The organism is Ruegeria sp. BHSA191 (assembly GCF_059613325.1).
Window position 1 is genome coordinate 52,227 of record NZ_JBXWSH010000009.1, and the last position, 25,500, is coordinate 77,726.

The following is a 25,500-nucleotide window of genomic DNA, read 5'->3' on the forward strand; positions in this document are numbered from 1 at the left end:
ATAGTTGATTTTGTAACTAACAACCATGACACAGCCAGATTCCTCCGAAAAAGATGACTTCGACCTGCGAAATTTCCTGCCCTTCCTGCTCAACCAGGCGGCCGAGGAAAGCTCGTTGGATTTCCAGAAGGTCTACAAGAACCGCTATGGGATGCTGCGCACCGAATGGCGCGTGTTGTTCCACCTGGGCAATTACGGAGAGATGACCGCCAAGCAGATCGGGGAACGTGCCAAGATGCACAAGACCAAGATCAGCCGCGCGGTGCATAAGCTGGAACAGCGCCGATACCTGCGGCGCACCCGCGACGAAAACGACCGCCGGATGGAGCGGCTGACCCTGACCCCCGCCGGTCTGGCGGTGTACCGCGAATTGCGCGACATCGCCCGCGACTATGACGCCCGGCTAGCGGGCATGTTCACCACGGGCGAGGCGGCGCTGTTGCGGATGATGCTGCGGCGGCTGGCCGGGATGGACTGACCTCTGGTATTCTGGCCCCGCAACCCCCAAGTGAGGGGTCAGACCAGACGGAGCCCCAAGATGCCATCCACCGACCCCAAAGCCCGCGCCGATGACCTGATTGGATGGTTGCTGGACCGGGGGCTGGAAGGGGCCGAACAGTCGGAAATACTCGAAGGCTATTGCCTGCGGCTTGTGGATGCGGGCGTTCCCCTTATGCGGTTTCACGCCGCCCAGAGCGCCTATCACCCCATTTATGGCGGCACCGGCTTCAACTGGTACCGTGACGAAGGGGGCAGCGTCGAGAATTACGAGCACCGCGAGGAATTGCCTGATCAGTGGGTTTCAAGCCCACTCTACGCGATGCTGCAGAGCGGGGCGAAGGAGCTGCGTGAAAGGTTGAAAGATCAAAACGAACCCAGCCGATTTCCGTTTTTGAACGAGTTGCATCAGAAAGGCGCCACCGATTACTTTGCATCCGGTCTGGTTCTGCAGAAGGTCGAGCCCGAAAACCGGATCGCCCTGGACCAGATGCCCGAGGGCGTTCTGATGTCCTGGACGACGGACCATGCCGAGGGGTTCGAGGAAATTCACCTGGATCTGATCCGATATGCCCTGCCGCATCTGGGGCTGGCCTTGAAATCGGCCTCGAACCGTAAAATGGCGCAGGATCTGCTGCGCGTCTATTTGGGGGGGGATGCGGGTCGGCGCGTGTTGTCGGGGGAAATCCGGCGCGGATCGTTGCAGCAGATCGACGCCGTGATCTGGAATTTCGACCTCGAGGGCTTTACCGGCCTCGCCGAACGCCTTCCCGGCTCGGACATCATCGCAATGCTGAACGACTATCTGGCCGTGGCGGTCGAGGTCGTTCAGGGCTGTGGCGGCAATATCCTGAAATTCATGGGCGACGGTCTGATGGCCATGTTCGACGTGGGCGAGATTGACGAGGACGCCCGCGCCGCGCTGGCCGCTGTGACTGTTCTGCAAGAGCGCATTGCGGTGCTCAACGCGGAACGGGCTGCCGCCGGCTTACCGATCGCCAATTTCACCCTTGCCCTGCATTCGGGCGAAATCCTGTATGGCAATATCGGCGCTGAAAGCCGGCTGGATTTCACCGTGATCGGACCAGCAGTGAACCAGGCTGCGCGCATCGCAGGCATGCACCGGTCGCTAGACCGGCGTATCTTGATCTCGGATGACGTTGCCCGCGCCGCTCAGCCCTGCGAACAGGAACTGATCTCGGTCGGGCGCTACATGCTGCGCGGCGTTCCCGAGCCCAAAGAGCTGTTCACGATCTACGCGCCGACGGCTTAGAAATCGATCTCGACCCCTGGCAAATTCAGTTCGCGCATCATGTCGCGCAGCTCCTGCCGGGCGGCGATATTCGAGATGTTGAGCTGTTTCACCCCGACATCCTTGAGGTCCAGCAGAGTCAGCCCACGCGGGAACAGTTCGCGAAAGATCACACGCTCGGAAAAGCCCGAGGCAACGCGGAAGCCGATCCGTTTCGACAGCATCTCGATGGCGCGCTGCATCTTTTCCTTGTTGACCATGCGCTGGGTGCCCACGCGGTTGCGCACCACGACCCAGTCTATGGGCTTCAGCCCTGCCTGCGCCCGAAGTTGCCGGGCGTTCCACACCATCTCGGAATAGACCGAGGGGCCGAGGATCTTTTCGCCCTTCGAGTCGATCCGCGCCAGAAGGTCGAAATCAATGAAACTGTCGTTCAGCGGCGTGATCAGCGTGTCGGCCAGCGAATGGGCCACCTGGCTAAGCCTTGTGTGTGACCCGGGGCAGTCGATCAGGATAAAATCGCTGTCGCTTTCCAGCTCGGCCACGGCGGCGGACAGGCGGTGGTCATAGATATTCTCGCCGGGTTTGAGCTTGCTTGCGTCGATCTCGGGCAGGTCGTGGTGGCGCGGGCTGGGCAGGTCCAGATGCTCGTTGGCCATGAAATTGCGCCGGTTCTCGAAATACCGGCCCAGGCTGCGCTGCCGCAGATCCAGATCCAGCGTGCTGACCTTGTGTCCCAGCCGCGCCAGCGCGGTGGCAACATGCATGGAGACGGTCGATTTGCCTGCGCCGCCCTTTTCGTTCCCCACCACGATGATATGTGCCATGCCAGTGTTCCCCGGTTCCGTCGTGTTTGACTACACGTTGTTTGCAGCCACTATATGTTGTGTGTGCGCCAAAGGAAAGCGGTCGAATCGGCTTCCTGCGTCAAGATCAGGCACTGTCATTTGGGGGCGGACGCCTTGGACCACCGAAGACGACCCGACCACCCGCGCGTCAGAGAAAGGGACGGCCGATGATCCTGCACTGCGTTTTCTTCACCTTTCGCGCCGACGCGCCGCAGCAGGCCCGGCGGGATGTGGTGCAAGGGCTCTCGGATTTGTGCGCCGAATTGGAGGGCGCACTTGGGTTCGAACATGGCCCCAACCGCGATTTTGAGGGAAAGTCGCAGGCCTGGCGCGACGGCTTCGTGATCCGGTTTGCCGATGCCGAGGCGCTGCGTGTCTATGCAGAACATCCGGTGCATCGGCAATTGGGCGGCCAACTGTGTGCATTGTGCGAGAATGGAGCCGAGGGGATCATCGTGTTCGATCTGGACGTGCCCGACAATTGAGCCACACAAACAAAAAAGGCCGTCCCGACGGGACGGCCTTGAAACGCGATAGCGTGGGATCAGAAGCCCAGACCTTCGTATTTCTTCTTGAATTTCGACACACGGCCGCCCGCGTCCATCAAGCGCGACGAACCGCCGGTCCAAGCCGGGTGCGAGGACGGGTCGATTTCCAGGGCCAGCTGGTCGCCCTCGGCGCCCCAGGTGGATTTCATTTGAACCACGGTGCCGTCGGTCATCTTGACGTCGATGATGTGGTAGTCGGGATGGATGTCTTTTTTCATGGGTCCGCTCCTTACGCTTCGGCCTCGGCGTCAGCCTTGGGCTTGTAGTTGGTGACCTCTGCGATCCGGGCCGATTTGCCGCGGCGCGAGCGCAGGTAGTACAGTTTGGCGCGGCGGACGCGACCGCGGCGGACAACGGTGATGCTGTCGATATTGGTCGAATACAGCGGGAACACGCGTTCCACGCCTTCGCCGAACGAAATCTTGCGGACGGTGAACGAACCGGCAATGCCATTGCCGTTCTTGCGCGCGATGCAGACGCCTTCGTAGTTTTGCACGCGGGTGCGCGAGCCTTCGGTCACCTTGTAGCCGACACGGATGGTGTCACCGGCTTTGAAATCGGGGATCTCTTTCCCCAGGGCGGCAATCTGTTCCGCCTCAAGCTGTGCGATCAGGTCCATCGCAGGTACTCCTATCTGCTCGTGGTTGGTCCACGAAGTTGGCACGGCCCGAGAGCTCTTGGTCTTCCCCGGGTCCCGCTTGCGCAGCCCGCCAGAGATCAGGTCGACTGTTCCTTTCGTGCGGTTTCGTGTGCAGCTTCCCCGATCCGAAGAAAGCCGGGTGCGATCCTGCGACACAAACCAAAACACCGGAGTCGCCGCAGGGCGCCACCGGATTGCGCCCGTTTAGGCAATTCGCGGAGGTAGATCAAGCCCGATTCACCGGGTTTAACTGGCGCAGCGGTGAAAATCCGCCGCCGTGGAACGCAAATGTTGCGATATTCGGGCACTCAGGCATGCTGGTGATAATCGGGCAACGTTATCTGAGGCAGGACGATAGGATGCGCAAAGTCATACTCGGTGTGGCCATCGGCCTGTTGCTGCTGTCTTGCGGACGCCGCACGCCCGCGCCGCAGGTGACCGACCTGCCGGCCGGGTACGACCGCTCGGCGCCGCAGGCCCTGTATCCAGCCTTTGCCGATGCCGATCCGCATGACTGGGACCGCCGCCGACCAGAGCATTATCCCGTTCACGGGCTGGACGTGTCGCGCTGGCAGGGCCAGATCGACTGGCGCCAAGCCAAGGCCGCGGGCATCAGCTTTGTCTTCATCAAGGCGACCGAGGGCGGCGACGTGGCCGACCCGATGTTCGAAAACCACAGCAGCGGCGCGGCGGCGGCGGGTGTGCCCTGGGGCGCCTATCACTACTACTATTTCTGTCGTCCGGCGGCCGAGCAGGCCCGATGGTTCATCCGCAACGTGCCGCGTGGGGCCGACCTGCCGCATGTGCTCGACATGGAGTGGACGCCGCATTCGAAAACCTGCACCTTGCGCCCCGACGGCAAGACCGTCCGGGCCGAGGCGCAGCGGTTCCTTGATATCCTCGAACGTCACTACGGCCGCCGGCCGATCGTCTACACCACGGTCGATTTCTACGCGGACACTAGCATTGGCCGACTGCCCAAGACCGAGTTTTGGCTGCGCTCGGTCGCGGGGCATCCGCGCAATGTCTATCCCCGGGCGGTCTGGCGGTTCTGGCAGTACACGGGCACCGGGCTTGTGCCGGGCGTGCAGGGGCGGGTGGACATCAACGCCTTCAACGGCTCGCCCGATCTGTGGACGCGGTGGAAGGCCGGCGGGCCCTAGTCCTCGCCCTGTTCCTTGCGATAGGAGGCCCAAAGATCGGGGCGGCGTTCGCGGGTGATCTTTTCCGACATCTGCTGCCGCCATTCGGCGATGCGGCCGTGATGGCCCGACATCAGGACGTCGGGGATCGGGCGGCCTTTCCATTCGGCCGGGCGGGTATACTGCGGGTGTTCCAGCAGCCCCGAGGCAAAGCTCTCCTCCTCGGCCGAGGCCTGGTTGCCCAGAACGCCGGGAAGCAGCCGGACGGTGGCGTCGATCAGCGCCTGCGCGGCGATCTCGCCGCCGGTCATCACGAAATCGCCCAGCGAGACCTCTTGGATGCCGTAGTGCTCCAGCACCCGTTCATCCACGCCTTCGAACCGGCCGCACAGCAGGGTCAGGCCGTCGCAGCGGGCGAAATTCTGCATCATGCGCTGGTCCATCCGGCGGCCGCGCGGGCTGAGATAGACCAACGGCCAGTTGCCCCGCACGCCGTCCATCGTGTGTTCGATCGCCGCGCCCAGCACGTCGGCGCGCAGCACCATGCCGGCGCCGCCGCCAGCGGGCGTGTCGTCGACATTGCGATGCTTGCCGATGCCGAACTGTCGCAAATCGACGGTTTCCAGCTGCCAAAGCCCGTCTTGCAGGGCCTTGCCGGTCAGGCTTTCGCCCAGAACACCGGGAAAGGCCGAGGGGAACAGCGTGATCACCTTGGCCTTCCACACGCCGTACAGGTCCGGCGTCGGCGTCAACAGCTCGCGCGGCTTCAGGGTGGGGCGGATGGCCTTGCGGCCGTGGGATTTGGCGGGTTTGTCCGTCATGGCTGAGGGGTCAGGCTGTTCCGGGCGTCTTCGACGATGCGGGCCTTCTGCCGGACCAGCGCCGCCTCGTCCAGCCCCGATCGGTTCAGATCCAGCATCGCCTTCAACGTGGCCTCGGGCAGGGCGGGGTTGGACCGGGTCGGCGTGATCAGCTGCGCGGCCTTTTCGCGCGGCAGGTTCAGGAATTCGGCGAAGGGCGTGCCGGGGCCGAACGGGCGCTCGCGCAGTTCTTCCAGCCATTCCGTCTGCACACGGACCGACGGCAGCCGGTCACGGATCGCCTCGGCGGTCTGCTGGGGCGAGGGCAGGTCGGCCAGCTTGTCGCGGAAGGCGTCGAAATCCAGAACCAGCCGGGTGCGCTGCAGGTCGTGTGCCCACAGGCTGCGCAGCCAACTGCCGCGCTGGCGCAGCGACAGATAGACGGTGATGTCCAGCGGATCCCCCGCCAGCCGGTTGCGCACCATGTCCACGATGCAGGCCGCCAGTTCGGGCGCCGCGTCATAGCCCACCGCCGGATTGCGACTAGGCCGAAGCCCGGCGAAATTCTCCTCGCTCAGCACCAGCCCGCGCTTTTCGCCGAAATCCAGCGAGTCGAGAAGGGCATGAAACTGCGAACCGAACTCGGCCAGCGTGCCCACCGTGCCATAGAGCGAATGGCGGGTGGCCGCCTCGGACAACCCGCGCTTGCGGGTGACATAGGGCAGCACCAACGCGTGGTGTGGCCAGATGAGTTCGCGGTTTTCGAACAGAAACGACTGGGCCGCCGTGGTGCCCGTCTTGTGCAGGCCCAGATGCAGCAGGATGCGCCGCATCACAGCAGCCCTTCGGGCGGGTCGGCGACGATGCGGCCGGCCTCAAGGTCAACCGTGGGTACTGCCGCCTTTGTGAAGGGCAGCAGAACGGTGGTTTTCAGCCCCGGCCCGTGCAGTTCCAGCAGGTCGTCGGCGCCGTGGTTCTGCACTGACTTGACCTTGCCCAGCAGGGTGCCGCCGGTGTCATAGACCTCAAGCCCGATCAGGTCGGCGTGATAGAATTCGTCATCCGGCAGCGACGGCAACTGATCGCGCCGGGCAAAAAGGCGCAGCCCCTTCAGGGCGTCAGCCTGCTCCTTGGTCTCGACCCCGCCCAAGCGCGCGGCAAACCCGTTCTTGATTGCGCGCGTGATGATCAGCGGATAGCGCTCGGTGCCGGTCTCGTCGGTCAGGGGGGAGTAGTTCTCAATATCCTCGGGAACCGCGCAATAGCTTTTCAGGCGGACCTCGCCGCGTACGCCGAAGGACCCGGCGATGCTGCCGACACAGATCAGATCAGTCATTGGGCATTTCCGTCGTCACACAAGTTCCGTTCATCCACCGGCCGATTTCGGCGCAGACTTCGCGTTGATTGCTGCGTTCAAAGAACACGCCCACAATAAAGGCGATCAGCAACAGGATGGGAAGGCGTATCAATCCGAACATGGCATCCTACCGCACGTCCACCGGCAGGCTGCCGCGGCGGGCTTCCCAGCCCAGAGTTTCCAACTCGGGCGTGTCCGAGCTTTCCTCGGGCCAGCCCACGCAGAAATAGCCGATCAGCCGCCAGTCGTCGGGCACCGACAGGTCGCGGGCCAGCCGGTCGGGATCGAGGATCGAAACCCAGCCCAACCCCATCCCATGCGCGCGCAGCGCCAGCCAAAACAAAGTGACGGCCGAGACCACCGAATAGCGGCGCATTTCGGGCATGGTGCCCGCGCCCAGCCCCTGGCCCTTGTCGGTGGCGTCATCGCAGAACACCGCCAGCTGCACCGGAGCCTCTTGCATACCCGATAGCTTCAACTGGCTGTACAGATGCGCCCGGTCGCCGAAATAGCCCGCAAGCGCGGCGTCATTGGCGGCCTTGAAATTCTCCAGCGCCGCGGTACGGGCCGCGTCGCTTTCGACGCGGATCACGCGCCAGGGTTCGCTCAGACCCACCGAAGGGGCCAGCTGAAACGCGTCGAGGCAGCGCGTCAGCACTGCCTCGTCCACCGCGTCGGTGCGGAACCGGCGCACGTCGCGCCGGAGCCGCATCAACAGATCGAACTGCGTGCGGAATTCGTCGGTAAAGGCCTGATCCTGCACGCGCCCGCCTGTTTATTCTTCTGCAGCGGCTTCTTCTGCCGGAGCAGCGGCTTCGGCTGCCTTTGCGGCCTTCTCTTCGGCGCGCTCTTGGGCTTTCTTGCCCGGGGTGCCCTTCTTGGGGTTGTTGCGCTCGGTCTTCTCCTTGGCGCCGGCGGCTTCCAGCATGCGGGCGATCCGGTCGGTCGGCTGCGCGCCTTGGTCCAGCCAGTACTGGATGCGCTCCATGTTCATCTTCACGCGCTCTTCGCTGTCTTTCGGCAGCAGCGGGTTGTAGGTGCCCAGCTTCTCGATGAAGCGGCCATCACGCGGCATGCGGCTGTCCGCTGCAACGATGCGGTAGAAGGGGCGCTTTTTCGAGCCGCCACGGGCCAGACGAATTTTCATTGCCATTGTGGTATCTCCTTTGGATGGCGTTGGCCGGATTGCTCCGGCTATTTCTGGTGTTTGCTGAACCTCGGGTTCACTTCTGGTGTTTCTTGTGGTGTCGAATGACTTCCTGAATGATGAAATTCAGGAAAGCCTTGGCAAAATCGGGGTCCAGATCCGCCTCTTTCGCCAGGTCTTCAAGCCGTGCGATCTGCGCGGCCTCGCGCGAGGGATCGGACGGGGGAAGGTCGTGTTCGGCCTTTAGCTTGCCAACGGCCTGCGTGTGCTTGAACCGCTCGGCCAGCGTATAGACCAGGATCGCGTCCAGCCGGTCGATGCTTTCGCGGTGGTCTTTCAGCAAGGCCGCGGCCCGCGTCACGGGATTGTTCATTGGCCGGTCCTTTCGGTGTTCAGATCGGTCGTTGACGTGTCGAGTTTCGGGTGCCGCCAGATCTGTGCGGACTTGCCCAGCACTTCGCCCTCGCGCTCGTAGGTCGCGCCGAGGCGCTGTGCCAGAGCGCGCGAACGGTCATTGGCGTGGGCGATATAGCTGATGACGCCGTTCAGTCCCTGATGGCGCGCCGCGTGGTCGCGGGCGGCCTGCGCGGCCTCGAAGCCCAGCCCCTTGCCCTCGGCCTGTTCCATGAGGGTCCATCCTAGCTCGGGTTCGTCCCAGCCCGGTACATCGATCATGCCGGTCCAGCCCACGAAAGCGCCGCTGGCCTTTTCGGTCAGGTGCCACAGGCCATAGCCACGAAGTGCCCAGTGGCCCAGACGGTTCGCCAGCACGCTCCAGCAGTCTGCCGCATCCCTTGGCCCGCCCACCATGTGGCTGCGCTCGGTCGCGTAGAAGGCGGTCATGGCCGGCAGGTCGTCCAGATGCGGCGCCCGCAGGATGAGGCGCTTGGTCTCAAGGGTTGGGATGGCGAAGGTCGTCATGCGTAGGCCTCCATCCCGCCATCGCCGTCGCCGGGCAGGTGGCGATAGACCAGAACCGGCTCGCCGAACCCGGCCTCGGCCTGCAGGTCGCGCTGGGCGCCCAGACGCTCGGCCACGCGGGCCGAGGCCGCGTTGTCGTGGTCTACATAGCTGACCAGTGACGGCAGGGCCTGCGGACCCAGTGCAAAGTCGCGGGCGGCTTCGGCCGCTTCGGTTGCGATGCCACGCCCTTCGGCGGCTTCGGTCAGCAAATAGCCCAACTCGTGCTCGCGGTCGCCGAATTCCATGCCGATTGACACGAAGCCCAGAACCTGACCGCCCGCGCGGTCCTCGATGGCCCACATTCCCGCGCCACGCAGCAGCCATCCAGCAACGTATTGCGTGAAATCCAGCCAGGCCGCTTGCCGGTCAAACGGGCCGTCCATGTGTTCGGCGCGGTTCGACGTCAGGATGTCGGCATAAGTGTCGAAATCCCCGATCCGCGGCGCGCGCAGCACAAGCCGCGCGGTCTCCAGCTGCAGCAAGTCCGCCGCCAGCCGCGCCGACAGGGCGGCAGCGGGGCCGGAGGCCGGAGCCTCCCAGGGATATGCGACGGGCGCGGTCACTTACTTCTTCTTTCCGAATCCGCTCAGGCCGGGGGGCAGGGCCATGCCGCCGCCCATGCCGGGCATGCCGCCGGGCACCTTGCCGCCCATCGCCTTGGCCGCGGCTTCCAGCGCCTTGGGGTCCATGCCGGCGGCCATTTCCTCGGGGCTGGGCCCGCCTTTGCCGAACATGCCCTTCATGGCCTGTTTCAGCATCTTGCCTTTGCCCATCTTGCCCATCTTCTTCATCATGTCCGACATCTGTCGGTGCATCTTGAGCAGCTTGTTGACGTCGCTGACCTCCATGCCCGAACCGGCCGCGATGCGTTTCTTGCGGCTGGCCTGCAGCAGCGCGGGGTTGGCGCGTTCCTTCTTGGTCATCGACTGGATCATGGCGATCTGCTGGCGCAGGATCCGGTCGTCCAACCCGGCCTGATCCATCTGCTTGGCCATCTTGCCCATGCCCGGCATCATGCCCATCAGGCCTTGCATGCCGCCCATCTGGATCATCTGTTCCAGCTGCATCTTCAGGTCGTTCATGTTGAACTGACCCTTCATCATGCGCTTCATCATGCGCTCGGTCTGCTCGAGCTCCATGGTCTCCTGGGCTTTTTCGACCAGGGCCACGATGTCGCCCATGCCCAGGATCCGGCCGGCGATGCGGTCGGGCTCGAAGGTTTCCAGCGCGTCCATCTTCTCGCCCAGACCGACGAAGCGGATGGGCTTGCCGGTGACCGCGCGCATCGACAGGGCCGCACCGCCGCGCCCGTCGCCGTCCATCCGGGTCAGGACCACGCCCGAGATGCCAACCTTGGCGTCGAACTCCTCGGCGACCTCGACGGCGACCTGACCGGTCAGGCCGTCAACCACCAGCAGGGTCTCGCGCGGGTCGACCACGTTGCGGACCTGCTCGACCTCGTCCATCAGGACTTCGTCGATATGCAGACGGCCCGCGGTATCCAGCATGTAGACGTCATAGCCGCCCAGCGTGGCCTGCTGTTTGGCGCGCTTGGCGATATCCACCGGCTTCTGCCCCGGCACGATCGGCAGGGTGTCCACCCCTATCTGGGTGCCCAGAACCGCCAGCTGGTCCATCGCCGCCGGGCGGTAGACGTCCAGCGAGGCCATCAGGACCTTCTTGCCCTCTTTTTCTTTCAGGCGTTTCGCCAGCTTGCCGGTGGTGGTGGTTTTACCCGAGCCCTGCAGGCCGACCATCAGGATCGGCGCGGGCGGGTTGTCGATTTTCAGCTTGCCGGGGTCTTCCTCGCCGCGCAGGGTATCGACCAGCGCATCATGCACGATCTTGACGACCTGCTGGCCCGGCGTAATCGACTTGGTCACCGCCTGGCCGGTCGCCTGTTCCTGCACCCTCTTGACGAACGCACGCGCCACCGGCAGCGAAACGTCAGCCTCAAGCAGCGCCACGCGAACCTCGCGCAGGGCGGTCTTGACGTCTTCCTCGGACAGGGCGCCCTGTTTGGTCAGCCGGTCAAAGACGCCAGAGAGGCGTTCGGATAGATTTTCAAACATGCCTTCGGCCTCCTTCGCCGGTTGTCGGTTGGCGCCCCATAGATAGGGGCGGACGAGTCAATGCACAAACGCCCCCACGGGCGAAACTCGCTGGTGGGGGGCGATCCCTGAACGACTCAAGGGACCGGAAGAACAGACGCTTCCGGATGTTGCGTTGGCGTTTAGGCCCATTGGCTGCCTGAGTCAACCATCCGCGCTTGCCGGGTTGCATCGTCTTGCCCCGTCGGCCATGACTGGCGCGATATTCGGGAGAAGACCATGGACGCCTCATCCGCCTTTCAGGACACATTGCCACTCAGTTCCGATGCACTGCTGGCGCAGCTGGACGATTGGGGGCTGCCCTATCGCCTGCACAGCCACGTCCCGCTACGGACGGTCGAAGAGTCGAAGGCGGTCGAGGATCAGTTCATGGTTCCGGGCGAAAACGCATTGCGACTCAAAAACCTGTATCTGCGCGACAAGAAAAAGCGGAACTACTTGGTGACGCTGGAACAGAGCCGCGAGATCGACCTCAAGGCGCTGGGCTCCGAACTGGGGGTGGGCAACCTGACCTTCGGGTCGGCGGATCGGCTGATGCAGAACCTTGGCATTCGTCCTGGCGCGGTCAGCCCGCTGGCGATGATCAACGGTGTCGGCAACGGTGTACGGTTCTTCATGGACGACGCGGCGCAGCGCGTGGGCGTGATCTATATGCATCCGCTGGTCAACGACCGGACGGTGGCCATGGCGCGCGACGACCTGATGGCCTTCTTCGACCGGATCGGGTGCGAGGTCACCTGGCTGCCCTGAGAGGCGCGCCCGTCCGAGCGCGCCTGACGGGGAGTGGAAAACCGGGCGCCACCAGTGGCGCCCGGTCGCATCATGCGGCCAGTTCGGCGACGGCTTTCTGCGCGTTGCTCAGCGCGGCTTCCGGGTCCAGGGCCATGCGGTCGGCGGCCACCACATCCACGTCGTGGATGCCGATGAAGCCCAGAACATGGCGGGCGTATCCGGTTGCAAAGTCGATCTCGGACCCCACGGCGGTTCCGCCCGAAGCGATGGCGAGGATGGCGCGCTTGCCCTCCAGCAGGCCCTTGGGGCCATTCTCGGTATACGAGAACGTCAGCCCCGCGCGGGCGACCAGGTCGATCCAGGCCTTGAAGGCGGCGGGGACTGAGAAATTGTAGATCGGCAGCCCGATCACCACCGTGTCGGCCTGCTGCAGTTCCTTGACCAACTCGTCCGACAGGGCCAGCAGGTCGCGCTGGGTGGCGTCGCGTTGATCGGCGGGGGTGAAGTTTGCGGTGATCCAGTCCTCGGTCAGCAAGGGCAGGGGGGTGGCCAGGTCGCGGCGGATGATGCGGTTGGCGCCCAGATGCTGGACGATGCGGGCCGACAGGTCGCGGGTGGCCGAGCCGGTGCGGCGGGCCGAGGCGTCGATGTGCAGGATGGTCTTTGTCATGGTGTGTGTCCTTCTCAGGCTTCGGATTTTGCGTCTGAACCCAATATGAGTATTGCGTGAGCGAACGAAACTGGGATAATTCAACAGGCATTGTTGGAAATTGCACAGAATTGGTTTTGTCATGGACAATTGGGACGAGGTCCGCACCGCCTATCAGGTTGCGCGTATGGGCACGGTCAGCGGCGCGGCCGAGGTTCTGGGGGTGCACCACGCCACGGTGATCCGCCATATCGACGCGATCGAGGCCCGGCTGAAGGTCAAGCTGTTCCAGCGCCACGCGCGCGGCTACACCCCGACCGAGGCGGGCGAGGATCTGCTGCGTGTGGCCCAGGCCACCGAGGATCAGTTCAACCAGCTGGTCGGGCGGCTGAAGGGGCGCGGAGACGATGTCTCGGGCGAGCTGGTGGTGACCTCGCTGGCCTCGCTGGCGCCGCTGGTGGTGCCCACGCTGACCGCGTTCCAGCAGGACCATCCCGACCTGATCGTGCGCTATCTGACCGGCGACCGCCTGTTCCGCCTGGAATATGGCGAGGCGCATGTGGCCATCCGTGCCGGTGCGGCCCCCGACCAGCCGGACAATGTTGTGCAGCCCTTCATGACGCAAGAGGTGGGGCTGTATGCCAGTCAGGACTACATCGCGCGGCGCGGCCTGCCTGCGGGCGTCGAGGATTTCCCCAACCACGCCTTTGTCGGGGCGGATGACGAGAACAGCCGCGCGCCCTTTTCGCGCTGGCTGCGCGCCAATGTCCCGGCCGAGGCGATCACCTTCCGCTGCTCCAACAACTTCACCGTGGCCGAGGCGGTACTGGCCGGGGCGGGGATCGGCTTCATGGCCCGCTGGGAGGCCGCCCGCCATCCGCAGTTGCAGGAGGTGATGGAGCCGCTGCCGGAATGGGCCGGAAATCTGTGGCTGGTGACCCATGTGGATCTGCACCGCACCAACAAGGTGCAGACCTTCTTGAAATTCCTCAAGGAGCAGGCCAAGGACTGGCTGCCATGAGCCCGCAGGCGCGTGGCCATCTGGCCATGCTGGTGTTCTCGGCGCTGGTGGCGGGCAGTTTCTCGCTAGGCTCGATGATTGCCAACGAGATCGCGCCGGCGGCGCTGAACGCCGCGCGATTCGCGATTGCCGGCGTGGTGATCGGCATCGCGGCGCTGATGACGACCGGCCTGCCGCGCAGCGCGGCGCGCGCGCCTTGGCGGTATCTGGTGCTGGGCGGGCTGTTCTCGGCCTATTTCGTGCTGATGTTCTACGGTCTGAAAACCGCGCCGCCGGTCAGCGCGGCGGCGGTGTTCACCCTGACGCCGATCCTGTCGGCGGTGGCGGGTTGGGTGTTGCTGCGTCAGATCACCACCCCGCACATGGCCCTGGCGTTGAGCGTGGGCGCGGTTGGCGCGCTGTGGGTGGTGTTCCGCGCCGATTGGCTGGCCTTTCGCGCCTTCGAGATCGGGCAGGGCGAGATCATCTATTTCTGGGGCTGCGTGGCCCATGCGATCTATACGCCCATGGTGCGCAAGCTGAACCGGGGCGAGCCGCCGGTCGTGTTCACTTTCGGCACGTTGTTGGCCGGGTGCGCGGTGCTGACGGTGTTCGGCTGGTCCGACATCCGCGCGACCGACTGGGCCAACCTGCCGGCGATCGTCTGGATCGGCCTGCTCTATGTCGCCATCTGCGCCAGCGCGGCCACCTTCGTTCTGTTGCAATATGCAACGCTGCTGCTGCCATCGGCCAAGGTCATGGCCTATACCTACCTGACGCCAAGCTGGGTGATCATCTGGCAGATCGCGCTGGGCCAGCCGGCGCCGGACCTTTTGGTGCTGGTGGGAATCGGGCTGACGATCCTGGCCCTTGTGCTGCTGCTGAAGGGCGACGATCTGCGACGCGCCGACCGGCAGCCCGTGGCGCGCTGACGCCTACCTGTTGAGGCAGATCAAGGGGCAGACCGCGCGGCTCGGCTAGGCTGATACAAGGTCAAGGAGGTGTCCCATGTTCAAGCACATCATGTTTCCCGTCGATCTGCACTTGCCGCCCGAAGTGCGCAAAGCCGCCGAGGTTGCGGCCCAAGTCGCCCGATGGCAGGGGGCCCGGATCACCATCGTCAGTGTCACCAGCAACCAGCCCGGTGACCCGACCCAGACCGAAAGCGCGATCCACGATCATCTGTCCGATCTGGCGGACGAGCTGTCCCAAGCCAGCGGCGGCGGGGTCGATTTCCGCAATATCCATTCGGTGGACGTGGCGGCCGAGGTCGATGGCGATCTGGCCCGCACCGCCGAAGAGATCGGCGCCGACCTGATCGTAATCGGCACCCATGCGCCGCGGATCACCGATTTCATCCTGTCCAGCCATGCCGGATACCTGGCCAAACATGCCAGCATGTCGGTCTTCGTGGTGCGCTAGGCCTCGTCACCCGCGGACAACTGGTTTTCCAGGAACCGCTCGAACGCGTCCAGATTGACCGGTTCGAACTGCCCGAACCCTTGCATCCAGACCGAGGCCGCGCGCAGGGAGTCGGGTTCCAGCTTGCACCATTTCACCCGGCCGCGCTTCTCCTGGCTGATCAGCCCGGCCCGGGTCAGAATCGTCAGGTGTTTCGAGATCGCCGCCAGCGACATCTCGAACGGCTCGGCCACGTCGGTGACGGCCATGTCATCCTCGAGCAGCATCGCCAGAATTGCGCGCCGCGTGGGGTCGGCCAGGGCCGCAAAGACGGTATCGAGGTCATCGGACATGACCCCGCTGAACCACAGCGGGAAAGTTTGGTCAACCATTTGGTTGAATATGCGGATTCAGGGCTTTTAGGGCTGACGCGGACCCGATGCTCGGACGGTGAGACTGGCAGATACGAGAAAAGTGATGAAAAAACAGAGTCTTGAGCTGCGGCAATTGGGTCCATCAAGGCCGTTGACTCTGCGCCGCGTGCCGCTTAGCAACTGCGCCAAGACTGTGCGAGGAAACCGCCCGTGACCGATGACGACCCAAAGCAGCGCCTGACGCAGCTTGAGGCGCGGATCGAAGCGGCGAAAAAGGCCAAGCAACCGCAGGCCCGCGCAGACGCCGACATATCCGGGGGCGAACTGGCCTGGCGGATGGTCATCGAGATGGTATCCGGTCTGGGGATCGGATTTGGCATCGGGTACGGGCTGGACAGCCTGTTCGGGACGATCCCGATCTTCCTGGTGCTGTTTACATTGCTGGGTCTCGTCGCCGGGGTGAAGGTCATGCTCCGCAGCGCACAGGAGGCCCAAGAGAAACAAGCGGCCGCGACAAGGGCCGAGAAGGACGAGAGGGACTGAACGTGGCAAGCGAGACCACCGCAGCACACGGCGCCGCAGGCGCAGAACACGCAGCAGAAGGCAGCAGCCTGGTGTTCCATCCCATGGACCAGTTCATCGTCAAGCCGCTGTTCGGCGGCGACACGATCGCCTGGTACACGCCCACCAACGTGACCCTGTGGCTGTTCTTCGCGGTTCTGGCCATCATCGGTCTGCTGGTGCTGAGCACTTCGAAGCGCGCCATCGTCCCGACCCGCATGCAGTCGATCGCCGAACTGGCTTATGGCTTCATCTACAAGATGCTGGAAGACATCTGCGGTAAGGAAGGCGTCAAGTTCTTCCCCTATGTCATGACCCTGTTCATGTTCATCGTCACCGCGAACTTCCTGGGCCTGCTGCCCATGTCGTTCACAACCACCTCGCATTTCGCTGTGACCGTGGTGCTCGCGCTGGCGGTGTTCCTGACCGTGACCGTGCTGGGCTTTGTCAAGAACGGCGCCGGGTTCCTCAGCCTGTTCTGGGTGTCGAGCGCACCGCTGGCCCTCCGCCCAATCCTGGCGATCATCGAACTGATCTCGTATTTCGTGCGTCCGGTCAGCCACTCGATCCGTCTTGCGGGCAACGTCATGGCGGGCCACGCCGTGATCAAGGTTTTCGCCGGTTTCGCCGCGATTGCCGCGATCTCGCCTGTGTCGGTTCTGGCGATCACCGCGATGTATGGCCTCGAGGTCCTGGTGGCCTTCATCCAGGCCTACGTATTCACCATTCTGACCTGTGTTTACCTGAAGGACGCTCTGCATCCGCATCACTGATCGGGGCGTGACCCCGGCACAGGAACGATAACCCAAAATCGAAACTTCCAATTCGTAAGGAGATACATCATGGAAGGCGATCTCGCACACATCGGCGCAGGCCTGGCAGCAATCGGTTCCGGCGCGGCCGCAATCGGGGTGGGCAACGTGGCTGGCAACTTCCTGGCCGGCGCTCTGCGCAACCCCTCGGCGGCTGCTTCGCAGACCGCAACCCTGTTCATCGGTATCGCATTCGCAGAAGCCCTGGGGATCTTCGCATTCCTGGTCTCGCTGCTGCTGATGTTCGCCGTATAATCTGCGGAACCTGATCCTTACGCGCAGGTGGGCCCAAGCCATAGCGGCCCACCTGTTGTAAAGACAACGTTCCGACGGAGGACATCATGGCGACTGAAACAACCGGAGCAGTAGGAACCTGCGTCGACTCTCATGGCTCTGCCATCGGGATGCCGCAGCTTTGCTTCGACTGGTTCCCGAACCAGATCTTCTGGCTCGTCGTTACGCTGGTCGTCATCTTTCTGGTTCTGTCCCGCGTGGCCCTGCCGCGCATCGCGGCGATCCTGGCCGAGCGTCAGGGGACCATTACCAACGACCTGGCCGCGGCCGAAGACCTGAAGGCCAAAGCGGTCGAGGCCGAAGAAGCCTACAACAAGGCGCTGGCCGATGCCCGTGCCGAGGCGCAGCGGATTGCGGCCGAAGCCCGCGCCGAAATCCAGGCGGATCTGGATGACGCGATCGCCAAGGCCGACGCGGAAATCGCGGCCAAGGCGGCCGAGTCCGAAAAGGCGATTGCCGAGATCCAGGCCGGAGCGCTGGAAAGCATTCAAGTGGTTGCCAAGGACGTGGCGGCCGAGCTGGTCACCGCACTGGGCGGCAAGGCGGATGCCGATGCCATCGCAGGTGCCGTCGAAGCACAGCTGAAAGGATAAGTGACATGCGGAACATCCTTGCCCTTGTCCTGACTGCGGGCGCCGCCAGCCCGGCCTTTGCCGCAAGCGGCCCGTTCTTCTCGCTGGGCAACACCGACTTCGTGGTGTTGCTGGGCTTCATCGTCTTCATCGCGGTGCTGTTCTATTTCAAGGTACCCGGCATGATCGGCGGGGCGCTGGACAATCGCGCCCAGGGCATCCAGGCCGAACTGGACGAAGCCCGCGCCTTGCACGAAGAAGCGCGCGGCCTGCTGGCCTCGTACGAGCGCAAGCAGCGCGAGGTGCAGGCCCAGGCTGATGCCATCGTGGCCGCTGCCAAGGAAGACGCCGTTCTGGCGGCCGAGCAGGCCAAGGCCGACCTTGAGAAGTCGATTGCCCGTCGCCTTGCGGCTGCTCAGGATCAGATCGCCTCGGCTGAGGCCGCAGCGGTCAAAGAGGTTCGCGATCAGGCCGTCGCAGCGGCTGTCGTCGCCGCGCAGTCGGTACTGGCCAAGCAGATGACCGCGGCCCAGGCCAACAAACTGATCGATGAGGCCATCTCGACCGTGGCGCAGAAACTGCATTGATCCGGCGCAGAGGCGGTCTCGGCGCCTGGTGGCGAACGCGTCTCAGACTTCCTCGACGGTTGTAGGAGTTTCGGCGGGGGCAGAATTTGCCCTCGCCGTTTTATCGGATACTGTAGGTTCATCATATTAACACGTTTCAAGGCTTGCCCGATTGAGCCACGAGTAACACATGACACGACTGCCCCGGATCAGCGTTGTGATCCCGAACCTCAATTGCGCCGAGTTTCTCGAACGCACGATTCGGTCTGTCATCGATCAGAATTATCCAGACCTCGAACTGATCCTTTCGGATGGCGGCAGTACGGATGGGTCCCTCGAAATCGTCGAGAGGTACCGCAATTTCTTCTCTACGGTTCTGTCCGAACCGGATGACGGACAAGCCCACGCAATAAATCGGGGCTTTGCGGTGTCGACCGGAGATGTGATGGGATGGATCAACTCGGACGATGTCCTGTTGCCCGGAAGTCTGTCACTTGTGGGCTCGATATTTGCGTTCAATTCCTCGGTAGAATGGTTGACCGGTCGGGTGACCTGTATCGACGAGGCCGATCAGGTTTTGAGCATCCACCGCCCGCGACTTGTGACCCATACGCGGTTTCTTGCGGCCGACTATCAATGGATTCAGCAGGAATCGACTTTCTGGCGCCGCAGCCTGTGGGAAGTCGCAGGCGGTAGGTTGAACGAGTCGCTCCGCCTTGCCGTGGACGGAGAACTGTGGCTGAGGTTTTCGAAGCATACAACGATGTTGTCCGTTCATGACCAAATTGGCGCGTTCAGGTTCCGCAACGGACAACGGTCGGAAGATATCGAAGCCTACCATGCCGAAATGCTCGAGGTGATCGATGCCGAGCGCGCTTCGGTCGTGCCGCAGGATGATCTGGTCCGCCGTATCCTCGACGAACCACTCAAGTTGCGGACCCGCAAAGAGGCCGAAGCGACCTTTCCCGATCTGCGTAAATGCGACCCCAAGCCTTTTGCGCGACCCCAGCTGTGGAAGCACAGACTGATGCGAAAGTTGCATCGGATCTGACATCTGGCGCTTAACGCCCGGCGGTTTCGTGTTCCAGGCGCTGGCGCGCGATACGTTCGTTGCGCTGCGCTTTCTGCTGGTCCTGCATACAGCGTTCGACGAAGCTCAGGTGCTGTTCCACCGCCTGCCGGGCGGCCTCGGGGTCGCGGGCCTGAAGGGCTGTGTTGATTGCCCTGTGCTGGTTCAGGATTGCGTCGCGCGTGGTGCGCTGGTGGAACATGATCTGACGGTTGTAGAACACGCCCTGCCGCAACAGATCGAACATCGACCGCATCATGTGCAGCATCACCACGTTGTGGCTGGCTTCGATGATCGCCATGTGGAATTGCGCGTCCAGATGGGCCTCGTCATCGGCCGCGTTGCGGGCATGGGCGGCCTCCATCTTGTCGAAAATAGCCTGGATCACCTTCAGGTCGCTGTCCGAGCCCAGACGCGCGGCGCGTTCGGCCGCCAGCCCTTCCATGTCGCGCCGGAACGAAAGGTAATCGAACACGGCCTCGTCATGGCTGCTGAACAGACGGATCAGCGCCGGAGAAAAGGCCGAGCCCAGAACCTCGGCCACATAGATGCCCGACCCGGCCTTGGCAGACAGCAGGCCCTGATCCTGCAGTTGCGAGATCGCCTCGCGCAGCGACGGGCGCGATACGCCCAGTCGGTCGGCCAGTTCGCGCTCGGGCGGCAGGCGTTCACCGGGGCGCAGGATCCCGCGCAGGATCAGCAGCTCGATCTGTTTGACGACGGCCAGGGACAGTTTCTCGGTCTGGACTTTCTGAAAGGGCATCGGAACATCGCTGGAAATTGGTCAAATCATATGACCACACAAGCCCGGCCTGCGCAAGAACGGGCGGCGATCACATTGCCTGAAACAATAGGTCAGCATTATTGACTTTAAACGCGGAGGTCATAGCGTCGGTCCGACCCAGCGGAGGAGGCTCGGCCCATGCATCAGCTATTTGCCACGCGCGCCGCGCGAATGAAGGCGTCTGAAATCCGAGAGCTGCTGAAACTGCTGGATCAACCCGGCATCATTTCCTTTGCCGGCGGTATCCCCGACCCGGCGCTGTTTCCGGCCGAGGCCTTTGCCCAGGCATTCCAACAGGCGTTTGGGGCTGGCAGCGGCGCGCAGGCGCTGCAGTATTCCGTGTCCGAAGGGTACCTGCCGTTGCGGGAATGGATCGCCGACCACATGCGTCTGATCGGCATCGACTGCGGCCCCGATGACGTTCTGATCACCTCGGGCTCGCAACAGGCGCTGGACTATCTGGGCAAGCTGTTCCTGTCGCCCGGCGACACGGCGCTGGTCGGATGGCCGACATATCTGGGAGCCTTGGCGGCCTTTAACGCCTATGAGCCTCGCTTTGACCGGTTGCGCGCAGGCGGCAACGCGGGCGCGGCGCAATATCGGGCCGCGGCGGGGCCGGGGGCGGTCAAATACGCCTATCTGTCGCCCGACTTTGCCAACCCGACCGGCGAGACAGTCGATCGGCGGGGGCGTGAGGCCCTTTTGGATTTGGCCGAGGAGTTGGACTGCGCCCTGATCGAGGACGGTGCCTATCAGGCCCTGCGCTATGACGGGCAGGCGATTCCACCGATCCTTGCGCTGGAACTGGAGCGGAAGGGCGATCTGCAAGCGTGCCGAACCATCTATTGCGGCAGTTTTTCCAAGACTCTGTCGCCCGGGTTGCGAGTTGGCTGGGTCGTGGCGGCGCGGCCCGTCATCTCGCAGCTTGTGTTGATGAAACAGGCCGCCGACCTGCATTCGGCCACCATCAACCAGATGGCCGTGCACCAAGTTGCCCAAACCTGTTTCGACAGCCACATCCCGAAAGTGCGCGCAACCTACCGCGCGCGCCGCGACGCGATGCTGGCGGCGTTGGAACGGCACATGCCCGAAGGCGTGCAATGGACCCGGCCCGAGGGTGGCATGTTCATCTGGCTGACCCTGCTGCCCGGCTCGGATGGCGCACAGCTACTGGCCCGCGCGCTTGAGACGGTCAAGGTCGCCTTTGTGCCCGGACAGGCCTTTCACCCAGATGGCAGCGGCACCAATACGATCCGGCTGAGTTTCTCCAACTCGGACGAGGTCAGGATTGCCGAGGGCATTGCCCGGTTGGGCACGGTCCTGCGCGGGTAAGTTCGGGAAAGCTTTCGTTAACCATTTTGCCGCAAAGCTGCGGCATGATCCGGTTCCTCGCCTTGCTGTTGCTGGCCGGCTGCTCGGCCGGTACGACCCATTTCCGCGACCTGCCCGCGACTCGTGTGGCCGTGAACGGCAGCGTGTTCGACGTGCGCCTGCGCGGTGACCTCGCCGAGGCGGTCCGCGTCAACAGCCAATATGCCCCGCGGCTGGGGTCGATCCGGGATCGGGCCGCGTTGGCCATGGCGCAGGTCTCGGGCTGTCCGGTCGCCGACGTGCTCGGCGATGCGGCAGTGACCGTGGGCATTCTCGCCTGTGACCGCAGGGCGTCGAACCGGCTGTTGCTGGCTGCGGTCACGCCGACCAACTATGAATGCATCGACTTCGGCACCCATGACAGCGGATCGGACACCGGATACCAGGTGTTCGAGTGTTCGCCTTATTGACTCCGCGCAATTCCGCCCAAATCAGCAAGATATTGTGGATAACTTGGCCCAATATCCCATATCCTGCGCAACTTCGTTGACTCACGGCCATTCCCTTGTCCAGACTTTGAAGGAACGGGAATCATGGAAACCGGCCTTTGCGCTTTACCAAACTCAAACTCACCGGCTTCAAAAGCTTTGTCGATCCGACCGATCTGATCATCGCCGACGGGTTGACCGGTGTTGTGGGGCCTAACGGCTGCGGCAAGTCCAACCTGCTCGAGGCGCTGCGTTGGGTGATGGGCGAGAACCGCCCCAAATCGATGCGCGGCGGTGCGATGGAGGACGTGATCTTTGCCGGTGCCGCCACCCGTCCGGCGCGCAACTTCGCCGAGGTCGTCCTGACCATGGACAACTCGGAACGTCTGGCTCCGGCCGGGTTCAACGACAGCGATCAGATCGAAATCGTGCGCCGCATCACCCGCGACGTGGGCAGCGCCTACAAGGCCAACGGCAAAGACGTGCGCGCCCGCGACGTGCAGATGCTGTTCGCCGATGCTTCGACCGGCGCGCATTCGCCCGCGCTGGTGGGGCAGAACCGGATCGCCGAGCTGATCAACGCCAAACCCCGCGCTCGCCGCCGCATTCTGGAAGAGGCCGCCGGTATCTCGGGCCTATACCAGCGCCGGCATGAGGCCGAACTGAAGCTCAAAGGCACCGAGGCCAACCTGACCCGCGTCGATGACGTTCTGGAACAGTTGGGCACGCAGCTGGCGCAGCTGGCGCGCCAAGCCCGTCAGGCCGCGCGGTATCGCGAGATCGGCGAGCAATTGCGCCAAGCCGAAGGCATGTTGCTGTATCGCCGTTGGAAAGAGGCCGACATGGCCCGCCAGCAGGCCGAAGAGCGTCTGCGTGACCGCATCACCGAAGCCGCGCGCGCCGAGGCCGAGGCCCGCGCCGCCAGCGCGAAACGCGCCGAGATCGAAGAAACCCTGCCGCCGCTGCGCGAGGAGGAGGCCATCGCCGCCGCCGTCCTGCAGCGCCAGCAGGTGCAGCGCGATCAGCTGTCCGATCAGGAAACCCGCGCGCGCCAGACCATCGAAACCCTGACTGCCCGCATCCAGCAACTGAGCCGCGACATTGAGCGTGAAACCGGTTTGAACCGCGACGCCGGCGAGATGATCGAACGGCTGGAATGGGAAGCCCGCGAACTGGCCAAGGCCGCCGAGGGCCATGACGACAAGTTGGCCGAAGCCGCCGAAATTGCCCGAGAGGCCGCCGCGGTTCTGCAGGAGCGCGAGGATCTGCTGGCGCAGGAGACCGAGGACACCGCTCGTCTGGTCGCGCGTCACCAATCGGCGCAGCGCCTGGTCGAGGACAGCCGCAAGACGCTGGCACGCTCAGAGGCCGAAGAGGAAAAGGCCCGCGCGGCCGTTGCCGAGGCCCGCGCCGCGCTGACCCGCGCCGACGAAGCGTTCGAGGCCGCGCAAGCCGCTGAGGAAGAGGCGCGCGAGGCCGCCGAAGCCGCCGAAGAAGCGCTGGCCGCCGCCGACGAACTGCGCGGCGAGACCCAGGCGCGCGAGGCCGAGGCCCGCGCCCAACGGTCTGAGGCCGAGGGCGAGCTGGGGGCGATCCGGGCCGAGACCACTGCGCTGGCCAAGCTGGTCGAGCGCGATACCGCCGAGGGCGGACAGGTGCTGGACCTGCTTCGGGTCGAGCCGGGCTTTGAAAAGGCGCTGGGGGCCGCGCTGGCGGATGACCTCCGCGCCCCGCTGGTCGAAGGCGATGGCCCGTCGGGCTGGGTGCAGGTGCCGGGCTATGACGCCGATCAGCCTTTGCCGGACGGGGCCGAGCCGCTTGCGCTGCACGTCTCGGGGCCGGACCGTCTCAGCCGTCGCATCGCACAGATCGGCCTGATCGACGCGGATCAGGGCGCGCGGCTGCAACCTTTGTTGAAACCCGGCCAGCGGCTGGTGTCGCGCTCGGGCGATCTATGGCGCTGGGACGGGTTCCGCGCCTGGGCCGAGGATGCCCCCAGCGCCGCGGCGCTGCGGCTGGAGCAGCTCAACAAGCTCGAGGTGCTGAAACAGCAGCTGGCGCAGGTCGAAGCGCAGGCCGACGGTGCCCGCGCCGCGCACGAGGCCCTGTCGCGACAACTGGCCGAGGTGACAGAGGCCGACCGCCGCGCACGCGAGGCCCGCCGCGCCGCCGACCAACGCATGGCCGAAGCGGCCCGCGCGCTCAGCCGGGCCGAGGCCGACCGCAACCTGGCGCAGGGCAAACTGGAGAACCTGACGCTTGCGGTCGACCGTCACAAGCAGGATGCGATGGCGGCCCGCGCCCAGCTGCGCGAGGCCGAGGCCGCGCTGGCCGCGCTGGGCGATCTGGACACTGCCCGCGCACGGGTCGAGGACATCAAGCAGACGGTCGAGGCCGCGCGGATCACCATGCTGACGCACCGCTCGACCCATGACGAGCTGCGCCGCGAAGGCGAGGCCCGCACCCGCCGCGCGCAGGAGGTGGCCAAGGACCTGAGCGGCTGGAAACACCGCTTGGAAACCGCCGAGAAGCGCATCGCCGAGCTGGCCGAGCGTAAAGCCAGCTCGGAAGAAGAGCTGACCGAGGCGATGGCCGCGCCCGCCGAGATCGCCGAGGCGCGCGAAGAGCTGAAAGAGATGATCGAGGCCGCCGAGGCCCGCCGCGCCGAGGCCACCGACAAGCTGGTCCATGCCGAAACCCTGCAACGCGAAGCCGTGCTGGCTGAGCGCGAAGCCGAGCGCAAGGCCTCGGAGGCGCGCGAAGCCCGCGCCGCGGCCGAGGCGCGGTTCGAGGCGGCCAAGGAAAGTGTCGCCGCCGCCGCCGAGCGCATCGCCGAGGATCAGCAACTGACACCGAACCAGCTGTTGAACCAGCTGGACGTGAACCCTGACGACATGCCCGCCGCCGATGCCCTGGAAGCAGAGGTGAACCGCCACAAGCGCCAGCGCGACGCGATGGGTGCGGTGAACCTGCGCGCCGAGGAGGATGCCAAGGAGGTTCAGGAGGAGTTCGACACGCTCAACAGCGAGAAATCCGATCTTGAAGAAGCGATCAAGGCGCTGCGCAGCGGTATCGCCAGCCTCAACCGTGAGGGCCGCGAGCGCCTGCTGACCGCATTCGAGCAGGTCAACGCGAACTTCGCCATGCTGTTCAAGCATCTGTTCGGTGGCGGCGAGGCCAACCTAGTGATGGTCGAGAGCGACGACCCGCTGGATGCGGGGCTCGAGATCATGTGCCAACCGCCCGGCAAGAAGCTGTCGACGCTCAGCCTGCTGTCGGGCGGGGAACAGACCCTGACCGCCACCGCACTGATCTTCGGGGTGTTTCTGGCCAACCCGGCGCCGATCTGCGTGCTGGACGAGGTCGACGCGCCGCTGGACGATGCCAACGTGACCCGGTTCTGCGATCTGCTGGACGAGATGTGCCGCCAGACCGACACGCGGTTCCTAATCATCACCCACCACGCGGTGACCATGGCCAGGATGGACCGTCTCTTCGGCGTGACCATGCAGGAACAGGGCGTCAGCCAGCTGGTCTCGGTCGATCTGAAGAAGGCCGAGCAGATGGTCGCCTGACCGCTC

The 25,500-nt window shown here is 64.2% G+C and carries 33 protein-coding genes; 17 read left to right on the forward strand and 16 right to left on the reverse strand.

Features of this window, described 5'->3' with window-relative positions; genetic code table 11:
- Nucleotides 1-25: 25 nt before the first annotated feature.
- Both AC2FNS_RS10840 and AC2FNS_RS10845 read left to right on the forward strand, forming a co-directional pair.
- Nucleotides 26-478, forward strand: a complete 453-nt coding sequence (locus AC2FNS_RS10840) for a MarR family winged helix-turn-helix transcriptional regulator (RefSeq protein WP_496711197.1) — start codon at nucleotides 26-28, stop codon at nucleotides 476-478.
- A 60-nt stretch (nucleotides 479-538) separates the two neighbouring features.
- A complete protein-coding gene (locus tag AC2FNS_RS10845; protein ID WP_496688736.1) occupies nucleotides 539-1,771 on the forward strand; it encodes an adenylate/guanylate cyclase domain-containing protein in 1,233 nt (410 codons plus the stop codon).
- On the opposite strand, the gene AC2FNS_RS10850 is transcribed toward AC2FNS_RS10845, so the two are convergent.
- On the reverse strand, nucleotides 1,768-2,577 hold the full coding sequence (locus AC2FNS_RS10850; protein WP_496679377.1) for a division plane positioning ATPase MipZ: 810 nt from the start codon (nucleotides 2,575-2,577) through the stop codon (nucleotides 1,768-1,770). The genes AC2FNS_RS10845 and AC2FNS_RS10850 overlap by 4 nt on opposite strands.
- Nucleotides 2,578-2,765: 188 nt before the next feature.
- On the opposite strand from AC2FNS_RS10850, the gene AC2FNS_RS10855 reads away from it, so the two are divergent.
- Entirely contained in the window at nucleotides 2,766-3,083 is a 318-nt protein-coding gene (locus AC2FNS_RS10855) for a Dabb family protein (protein WP_496711198.1), read from the forward strand.
- Between the two features lie 59 nt (nucleotides 3,084-3,142).
- Here AC2FNS_RS10855 and rpmE read toward each other — a convergent pair whose 3' ends face one another.
- Nucleotides 3,143-3,364, reverse strand: a complete 222-nt coding sequence (gene rpmE / locus AC2FNS_RS10860) for a 50S ribosomal protein L31 (protein WP_496679373.1) — start codon at nucleotides 3,362-3,364, stop codon at nucleotides 3,143-3,145.
- A gap of 11 nt (nucleotides 3,365-3,375) precedes the next feature.
- The gene (rplS, locus tag AC2FNS_RS10865; protein ID WP_496679371.1) at nucleotides 3,376-3,765 is read right to left on the reverse strand and encodes a 50S ribosomal protein L19; all 390 of its coding nucleotides are present in this window, start codon (nucleotides 3,763-3,765) and stop codon (nucleotides 3,376-3,378) included.
- Nucleotides 3,766-4,145: 380 nt separating this feature from the next.
- Between rplS and AC2FNS_RS10870 the strand changes: the two genes are divergently transcribed.
- Entirely contained in the window at nucleotides 4,146-4,949 is an 804-nt protein-coding gene (locus AC2FNS_RS10870; RefSeq protein WP_496711199.1) for a glycoside hydrolase family 25 protein, read from the forward strand.
- On the opposite strand, the gene trmD is transcribed toward AC2FNS_RS10870, so the two are convergent.
- From trmD to ffh, 10 genes are all read right to left on the reverse strand, one after another.
- On the reverse strand, nucleotides 4,946-5,749 hold the full coding sequence (gene trmD, locus AC2FNS_RS10875; RefSeq protein WP_496711200.1) for a tRNA (guanosine(37)-N1)-methyltransferase TrmD: 804 nt from the start codon (nucleotides 5,747-5,749) through the stop codon (nucleotides 4,946-4,948). The two genes, AC2FNS_RS10870 and trmD, sit on opposite strands and share 4 nt — an antisense overlap.
- Nucleotides 5,746-6,561: a hypothetical protein gene (locus AC2FNS_RS10880; RefSeq protein WP_496711201.1), complete on the reverse strand. Its 816-nt coding sequence runs from the start codon at nucleotides 6,559-6,561 to the stop codon at nucleotides 5,746-5,748. Before AC2FNS_RS10880 ends, trmD begins: the two co-directional genes overlap by 4 nt.
- On the reverse strand, nucleotides 6,561-7,064 hold the full coding sequence (gene rimM / locus AC2FNS_RS10885) for a ribosome maturation factor RimM (RefSeq protein WP_496679364.1): 504 nt from the start codon (nucleotides 7,062-7,064) through the stop codon (nucleotides 6,561-6,563). The genes AC2FNS_RS10880 and rimM overlap by 1 nt, the downstream gene beginning before the upstream one ends.
- Nucleotides 7,057-7,206: a hypothetical protein gene (locus AC2FNS_RS10890; protein WP_496679363.1), complete on the reverse strand. Its 150-nt coding sequence runs from the start codon at nucleotides 7,204-7,206 to the stop codon at nucleotides 7,057-7,059. The genes rimM and AC2FNS_RS10890 overlap by 8 nt, the downstream gene beginning before the upstream one ends.
- A 6-nt stretch (nucleotides 7,207-7,212) precedes the next feature.
- On the reverse strand, nucleotides 7,213-7,848 hold the full coding sequence (bluB, locus tag AC2FNS_RS10895) for a 5,6-dimethylbenzimidazole synthase (protein WP_496711202.1): 636 nt from the start codon (nucleotides 7,846-7,848) through the stop codon (nucleotides 7,213-7,215).
- Between the two features lie 12 nt (nucleotides 7,849-7,860).
- The gene (gene rpsP / locus AC2FNS_RS10900; RefSeq protein ID WP_496679359.1) at nucleotides 7,861-8,238 is read right to left on the reverse strand and encodes a 30S ribosomal protein S16; all 378 of its coding nucleotides are present in this window, start codon (nucleotides 8,236-8,238) and stop codon (nucleotides 7,861-7,863) included.
- Nucleotides 8,239-8,308: 70 nt separating this feature from the next.
- Nucleotides 8,309-8,605, reverse strand: coding sequence for a chorismate mutase (locus AC2FNS_RS10905; protein ID WP_005981236.1), 297 nt, complete (start codon nucleotides 8,603-8,605; stop codon nucleotides 8,309-8,311).
- Nucleotides 8,602-9,153 (reverse strand): GNAT family N-acetyltransferase, encoded by a 552-nt coding sequence (locus AC2FNS_RS10910; RefSeq protein ID WP_496711203.1) that lies wholly within the window; start codon nucleotides 9,151-9,153, stop codon nucleotides 8,602-8,604. Before AC2FNS_RS10910 ends, AC2FNS_RS10905 begins: the two co-directional genes overlap by 4 nt.
- The gene (locus AC2FNS_RS10915) at nucleotides 9,150-9,758 is read right to left on the reverse strand and encodes a GNAT family N-acetyltransferase (protein WP_496797763.1); all 609 of its coding nucleotides are present in this window, start codon (nucleotides 9,756-9,758) and stop codon (nucleotides 9,150-9,152) included. The genes AC2FNS_RS10910 and AC2FNS_RS10915 overlap by 4 nt, the downstream gene beginning before the upstream one ends.
- Nucleotides 9,759-11,267, reverse strand: coding sequence for a signal recognition particle protein (ffh, locus tag AC2FNS_RS10920; RefSeq protein WP_496711205.1), 1,509 nt, complete (start codon nucleotides 11,265-11,267; stop codon nucleotides 9,759-9,761). It abuts the gene before it with no gap.
- 258 nt (nucleotides 11,268-11,525) lie between these two features.
- On the opposite strand from ffh, the gene AC2FNS_RS10925 reads away from it, so the two are divergent.
- Nucleotides 11,526-12,056, forward strand: coding sequence for a prolyl-tRNA synthetase associated domain-containing protein (locus AC2FNS_RS10925; RefSeq protein WP_496711206.1), 531 nt, complete (start codon nucleotides 11,526-11,528; stop codon nucleotides 12,054-12,056).
- A gap of 70 nt (nucleotides 12,057-12,126) precedes the next feature.
- Here the strand turns inward: AC2FNS_RS10925 and AC2FNS_RS10930 are convergent, their stop codons facing one another.
- Nucleotides 12,127-12,708, reverse strand: coding sequence for an FMN-dependent NADH-azoreductase (locus tag AC2FNS_RS10930; protein WP_496688756.1), 582 nt, complete (start codon nucleotides 12,706-12,708; stop codon nucleotides 12,127-12,129).
- 121 nt (nucleotides 12,709-12,829) lie between these two features.
- Here AC2FNS_RS10930 and AC2FNS_RS10935 point away from each other — a divergent pair, with 121 nt between their 5' ends.
- The 3 genes from AC2FNS_RS10935 to AC2FNS_RS10945 all read left to right on the forward strand — a co-directional run bounded on the left by AC2FNS_RS10935 (nucleotide 12,830) and on the right by AC2FNS_RS10945 (nucleotide 15,109).
- Nucleotides 12,830-13,708 (forward strand): LysR family transcriptional regulator, encoded by an 879-nt coding sequence (locus AC2FNS_RS10935; RefSeq protein WP_170367906.1) that lies wholly within the window; start codon nucleotides 12,830-12,832, stop codon nucleotides 13,706-13,708.
- Complete coding sequence (locus AC2FNS_RS10940) at nucleotides 13,705-14,619, forward strand: DMT family transporter (protein WP_496688758.1); 915 nt, start codon at nucleotides 13,705-13,707, stop codon at nucleotides 14,617-14,619. Before AC2FNS_RS10935 ends, AC2FNS_RS10940 begins: the two co-directional genes overlap by 4 nt.
- Before the next feature lie 76 nt (nucleotides 14,620-14,695).
- Nucleotides 14,696-15,109, forward strand: coding sequence for a universal stress protein (locus tag AC2FNS_RS10945; protein WP_496688760.1), 414 nt, complete (start codon nucleotides 14,696-14,698; stop codon nucleotides 15,107-15,109).
- Here the strand turns inward: AC2FNS_RS10945 and AC2FNS_RS10950 are convergent.
- Nucleotides 15,106-15,441 (reverse strand): ArsR/SmtB family transcription factor, encoded by a 336-nt coding sequence (locus AC2FNS_RS10950; protein WP_496679344.1) that lies wholly within the window; start codon nucleotides 15,439-15,441, stop codon nucleotides 15,106-15,108. The two genes, AC2FNS_RS10945 and AC2FNS_RS10950, sit on opposite strands and share 4 nt — an antisense overlap.
- 231 nt (nucleotides 15,442-15,672) lie before the next feature.
- Here AC2FNS_RS10950 and AC2FNS_RS10955 point away from each other — a divergent pair, with 231 nt between their 5' ends.
- The 6 genes from AC2FNS_RS10955 (at nucleotide 15,673) to AC2FNS_RS10980 (ending at nucleotide 19,318) form a co-directional block, all read left to right on the forward strand.
- Entirely contained in the window at nucleotides 15,673-16,005 is a 333-nt protein-coding gene (locus AC2FNS_RS10955; protein ID WP_490359927.1) for an AtpZ/AtpI family protein, read from the forward strand.
- Nucleotides 16,006-16,007: 2 nt separating this feature from the next.
- Nucleotides 16,008-16,796, forward strand: coding sequence for a F0F1 ATP synthase subunit A (locus AC2FNS_RS10960; protein ID WP_496679342.1), 789 nt, complete (start codon nucleotides 16,008-16,010; stop codon nucleotides 16,794-16,796).
- Between the two features lie 69 nt (nucleotides 16,797-16,865).
- Nucleotides 16,866-17,090: a F0F1 ATP synthase subunit C gene (locus AC2FNS_RS10965; RefSeq protein ID WP_005981269.1), complete on the forward strand. Its 225-nt coding sequence runs from the start codon at nucleotides 16,866-16,868 to the stop codon at nucleotides 17,088-17,090.
- 86 nt (nucleotides 17,091-17,176) lie between these two features.
- Nucleotides 17,177-17,722: a F0F1 ATP synthase subunit B' gene (locus tag AC2FNS_RS10970; protein WP_496679340.1), complete on the forward strand. Its 546-nt coding sequence runs from the start codon at nucleotides 17,177-17,179 to the stop codon at nucleotides 17,720-17,722.
- 5 nt (nucleotides 17,723-17,727) lie between these two features.
- Nucleotides 17,728-18,288 carry a F0F1 ATP synthase subunit B gene (locus tag AC2FNS_RS10975; RefSeq protein ID WP_496679339.1) on the forward strand — a complete coding sequence of 187 codons (561 nt, stop codon included), beginning with the start codon at nucleotides 17,728-17,730 and terminating at the stop codon, nucleotides 18,286-18,288.
- A gap of 169 nt (nucleotides 18,289-18,457) precedes the next feature.
- Nucleotides 18,458-19,318 (forward strand): glycosyltransferase family 2 protein, encoded by an 861-nt coding sequence (locus tag AC2FNS_RS10980; protein WP_496711207.1) that lies wholly within the window; start codon nucleotides 18,458-18,460, stop codon nucleotides 19,316-19,318.
- Nucleotides 19,319-19,328: 10 nt separating this feature from the next.
- On the opposite strand, the gene AC2FNS_RS10985 is transcribed toward AC2FNS_RS10980, so the two are convergent.
- The gene (locus AC2FNS_RS10985; RefSeq protein WP_496711208.1) at nucleotides 19,329-20,099 is read right to left on the reverse strand and encodes an FCD domain-containing protein; all 771 of its coding nucleotides are present in this window, start codon (nucleotides 20,097-20,099) and stop codon (nucleotides 19,329-19,331) included.
- 159 nt (nucleotides 20,100-20,258) lie between these two features.
- On the opposite strand from AC2FNS_RS10985, the gene AC2FNS_RS10990 reads away from it, so the two are divergent.
- The 3 genes from AC2FNS_RS10990 to AC2FNS_RS11000 all read left to right on the forward strand — a co-directional run bounded on the left by AC2FNS_RS10990 (nucleotide 20,259) and on the right by AC2FNS_RS11000 (nucleotide 25,494).
- Nucleotides 20,259-21,452 (forward strand): aminotransferase-like domain-containing protein, encoded by a 1,194-nt coding sequence (locus AC2FNS_RS10990; RefSeq protein ID WP_496803845.1) that lies wholly within the window; start codon nucleotides 20,259-20,261, stop codon nucleotides 21,450-21,452.
- Nucleotides 21,453-21,496: 44 nt separating this feature from the next.
- On the forward strand, nucleotides 21,497-21,901 hold the full coding sequence (locus tag AC2FNS_RS10995) for a hypothetical protein (protein ID WP_496688771.1): 405 nt from the start codon (nucleotides 21,497-21,499) through the stop codon (nucleotides 21,899-21,901).
- A gap of 137 nt (nucleotides 21,902-22,038) precedes the next feature.
- On the forward strand, nucleotides 22,039-25,494 hold the full coding sequence (locus tag AC2FNS_RS11000) for a chromosome segregation SMC family protein (RefSeq protein ID WP_496711210.1): 3,456 nt from the start codon (nucleotides 22,039-22,041) through the stop codon (nucleotides 25,492-25,494).
- Nucleotides 25,495-25,500 lie beyond the last annotated feature (6 nt).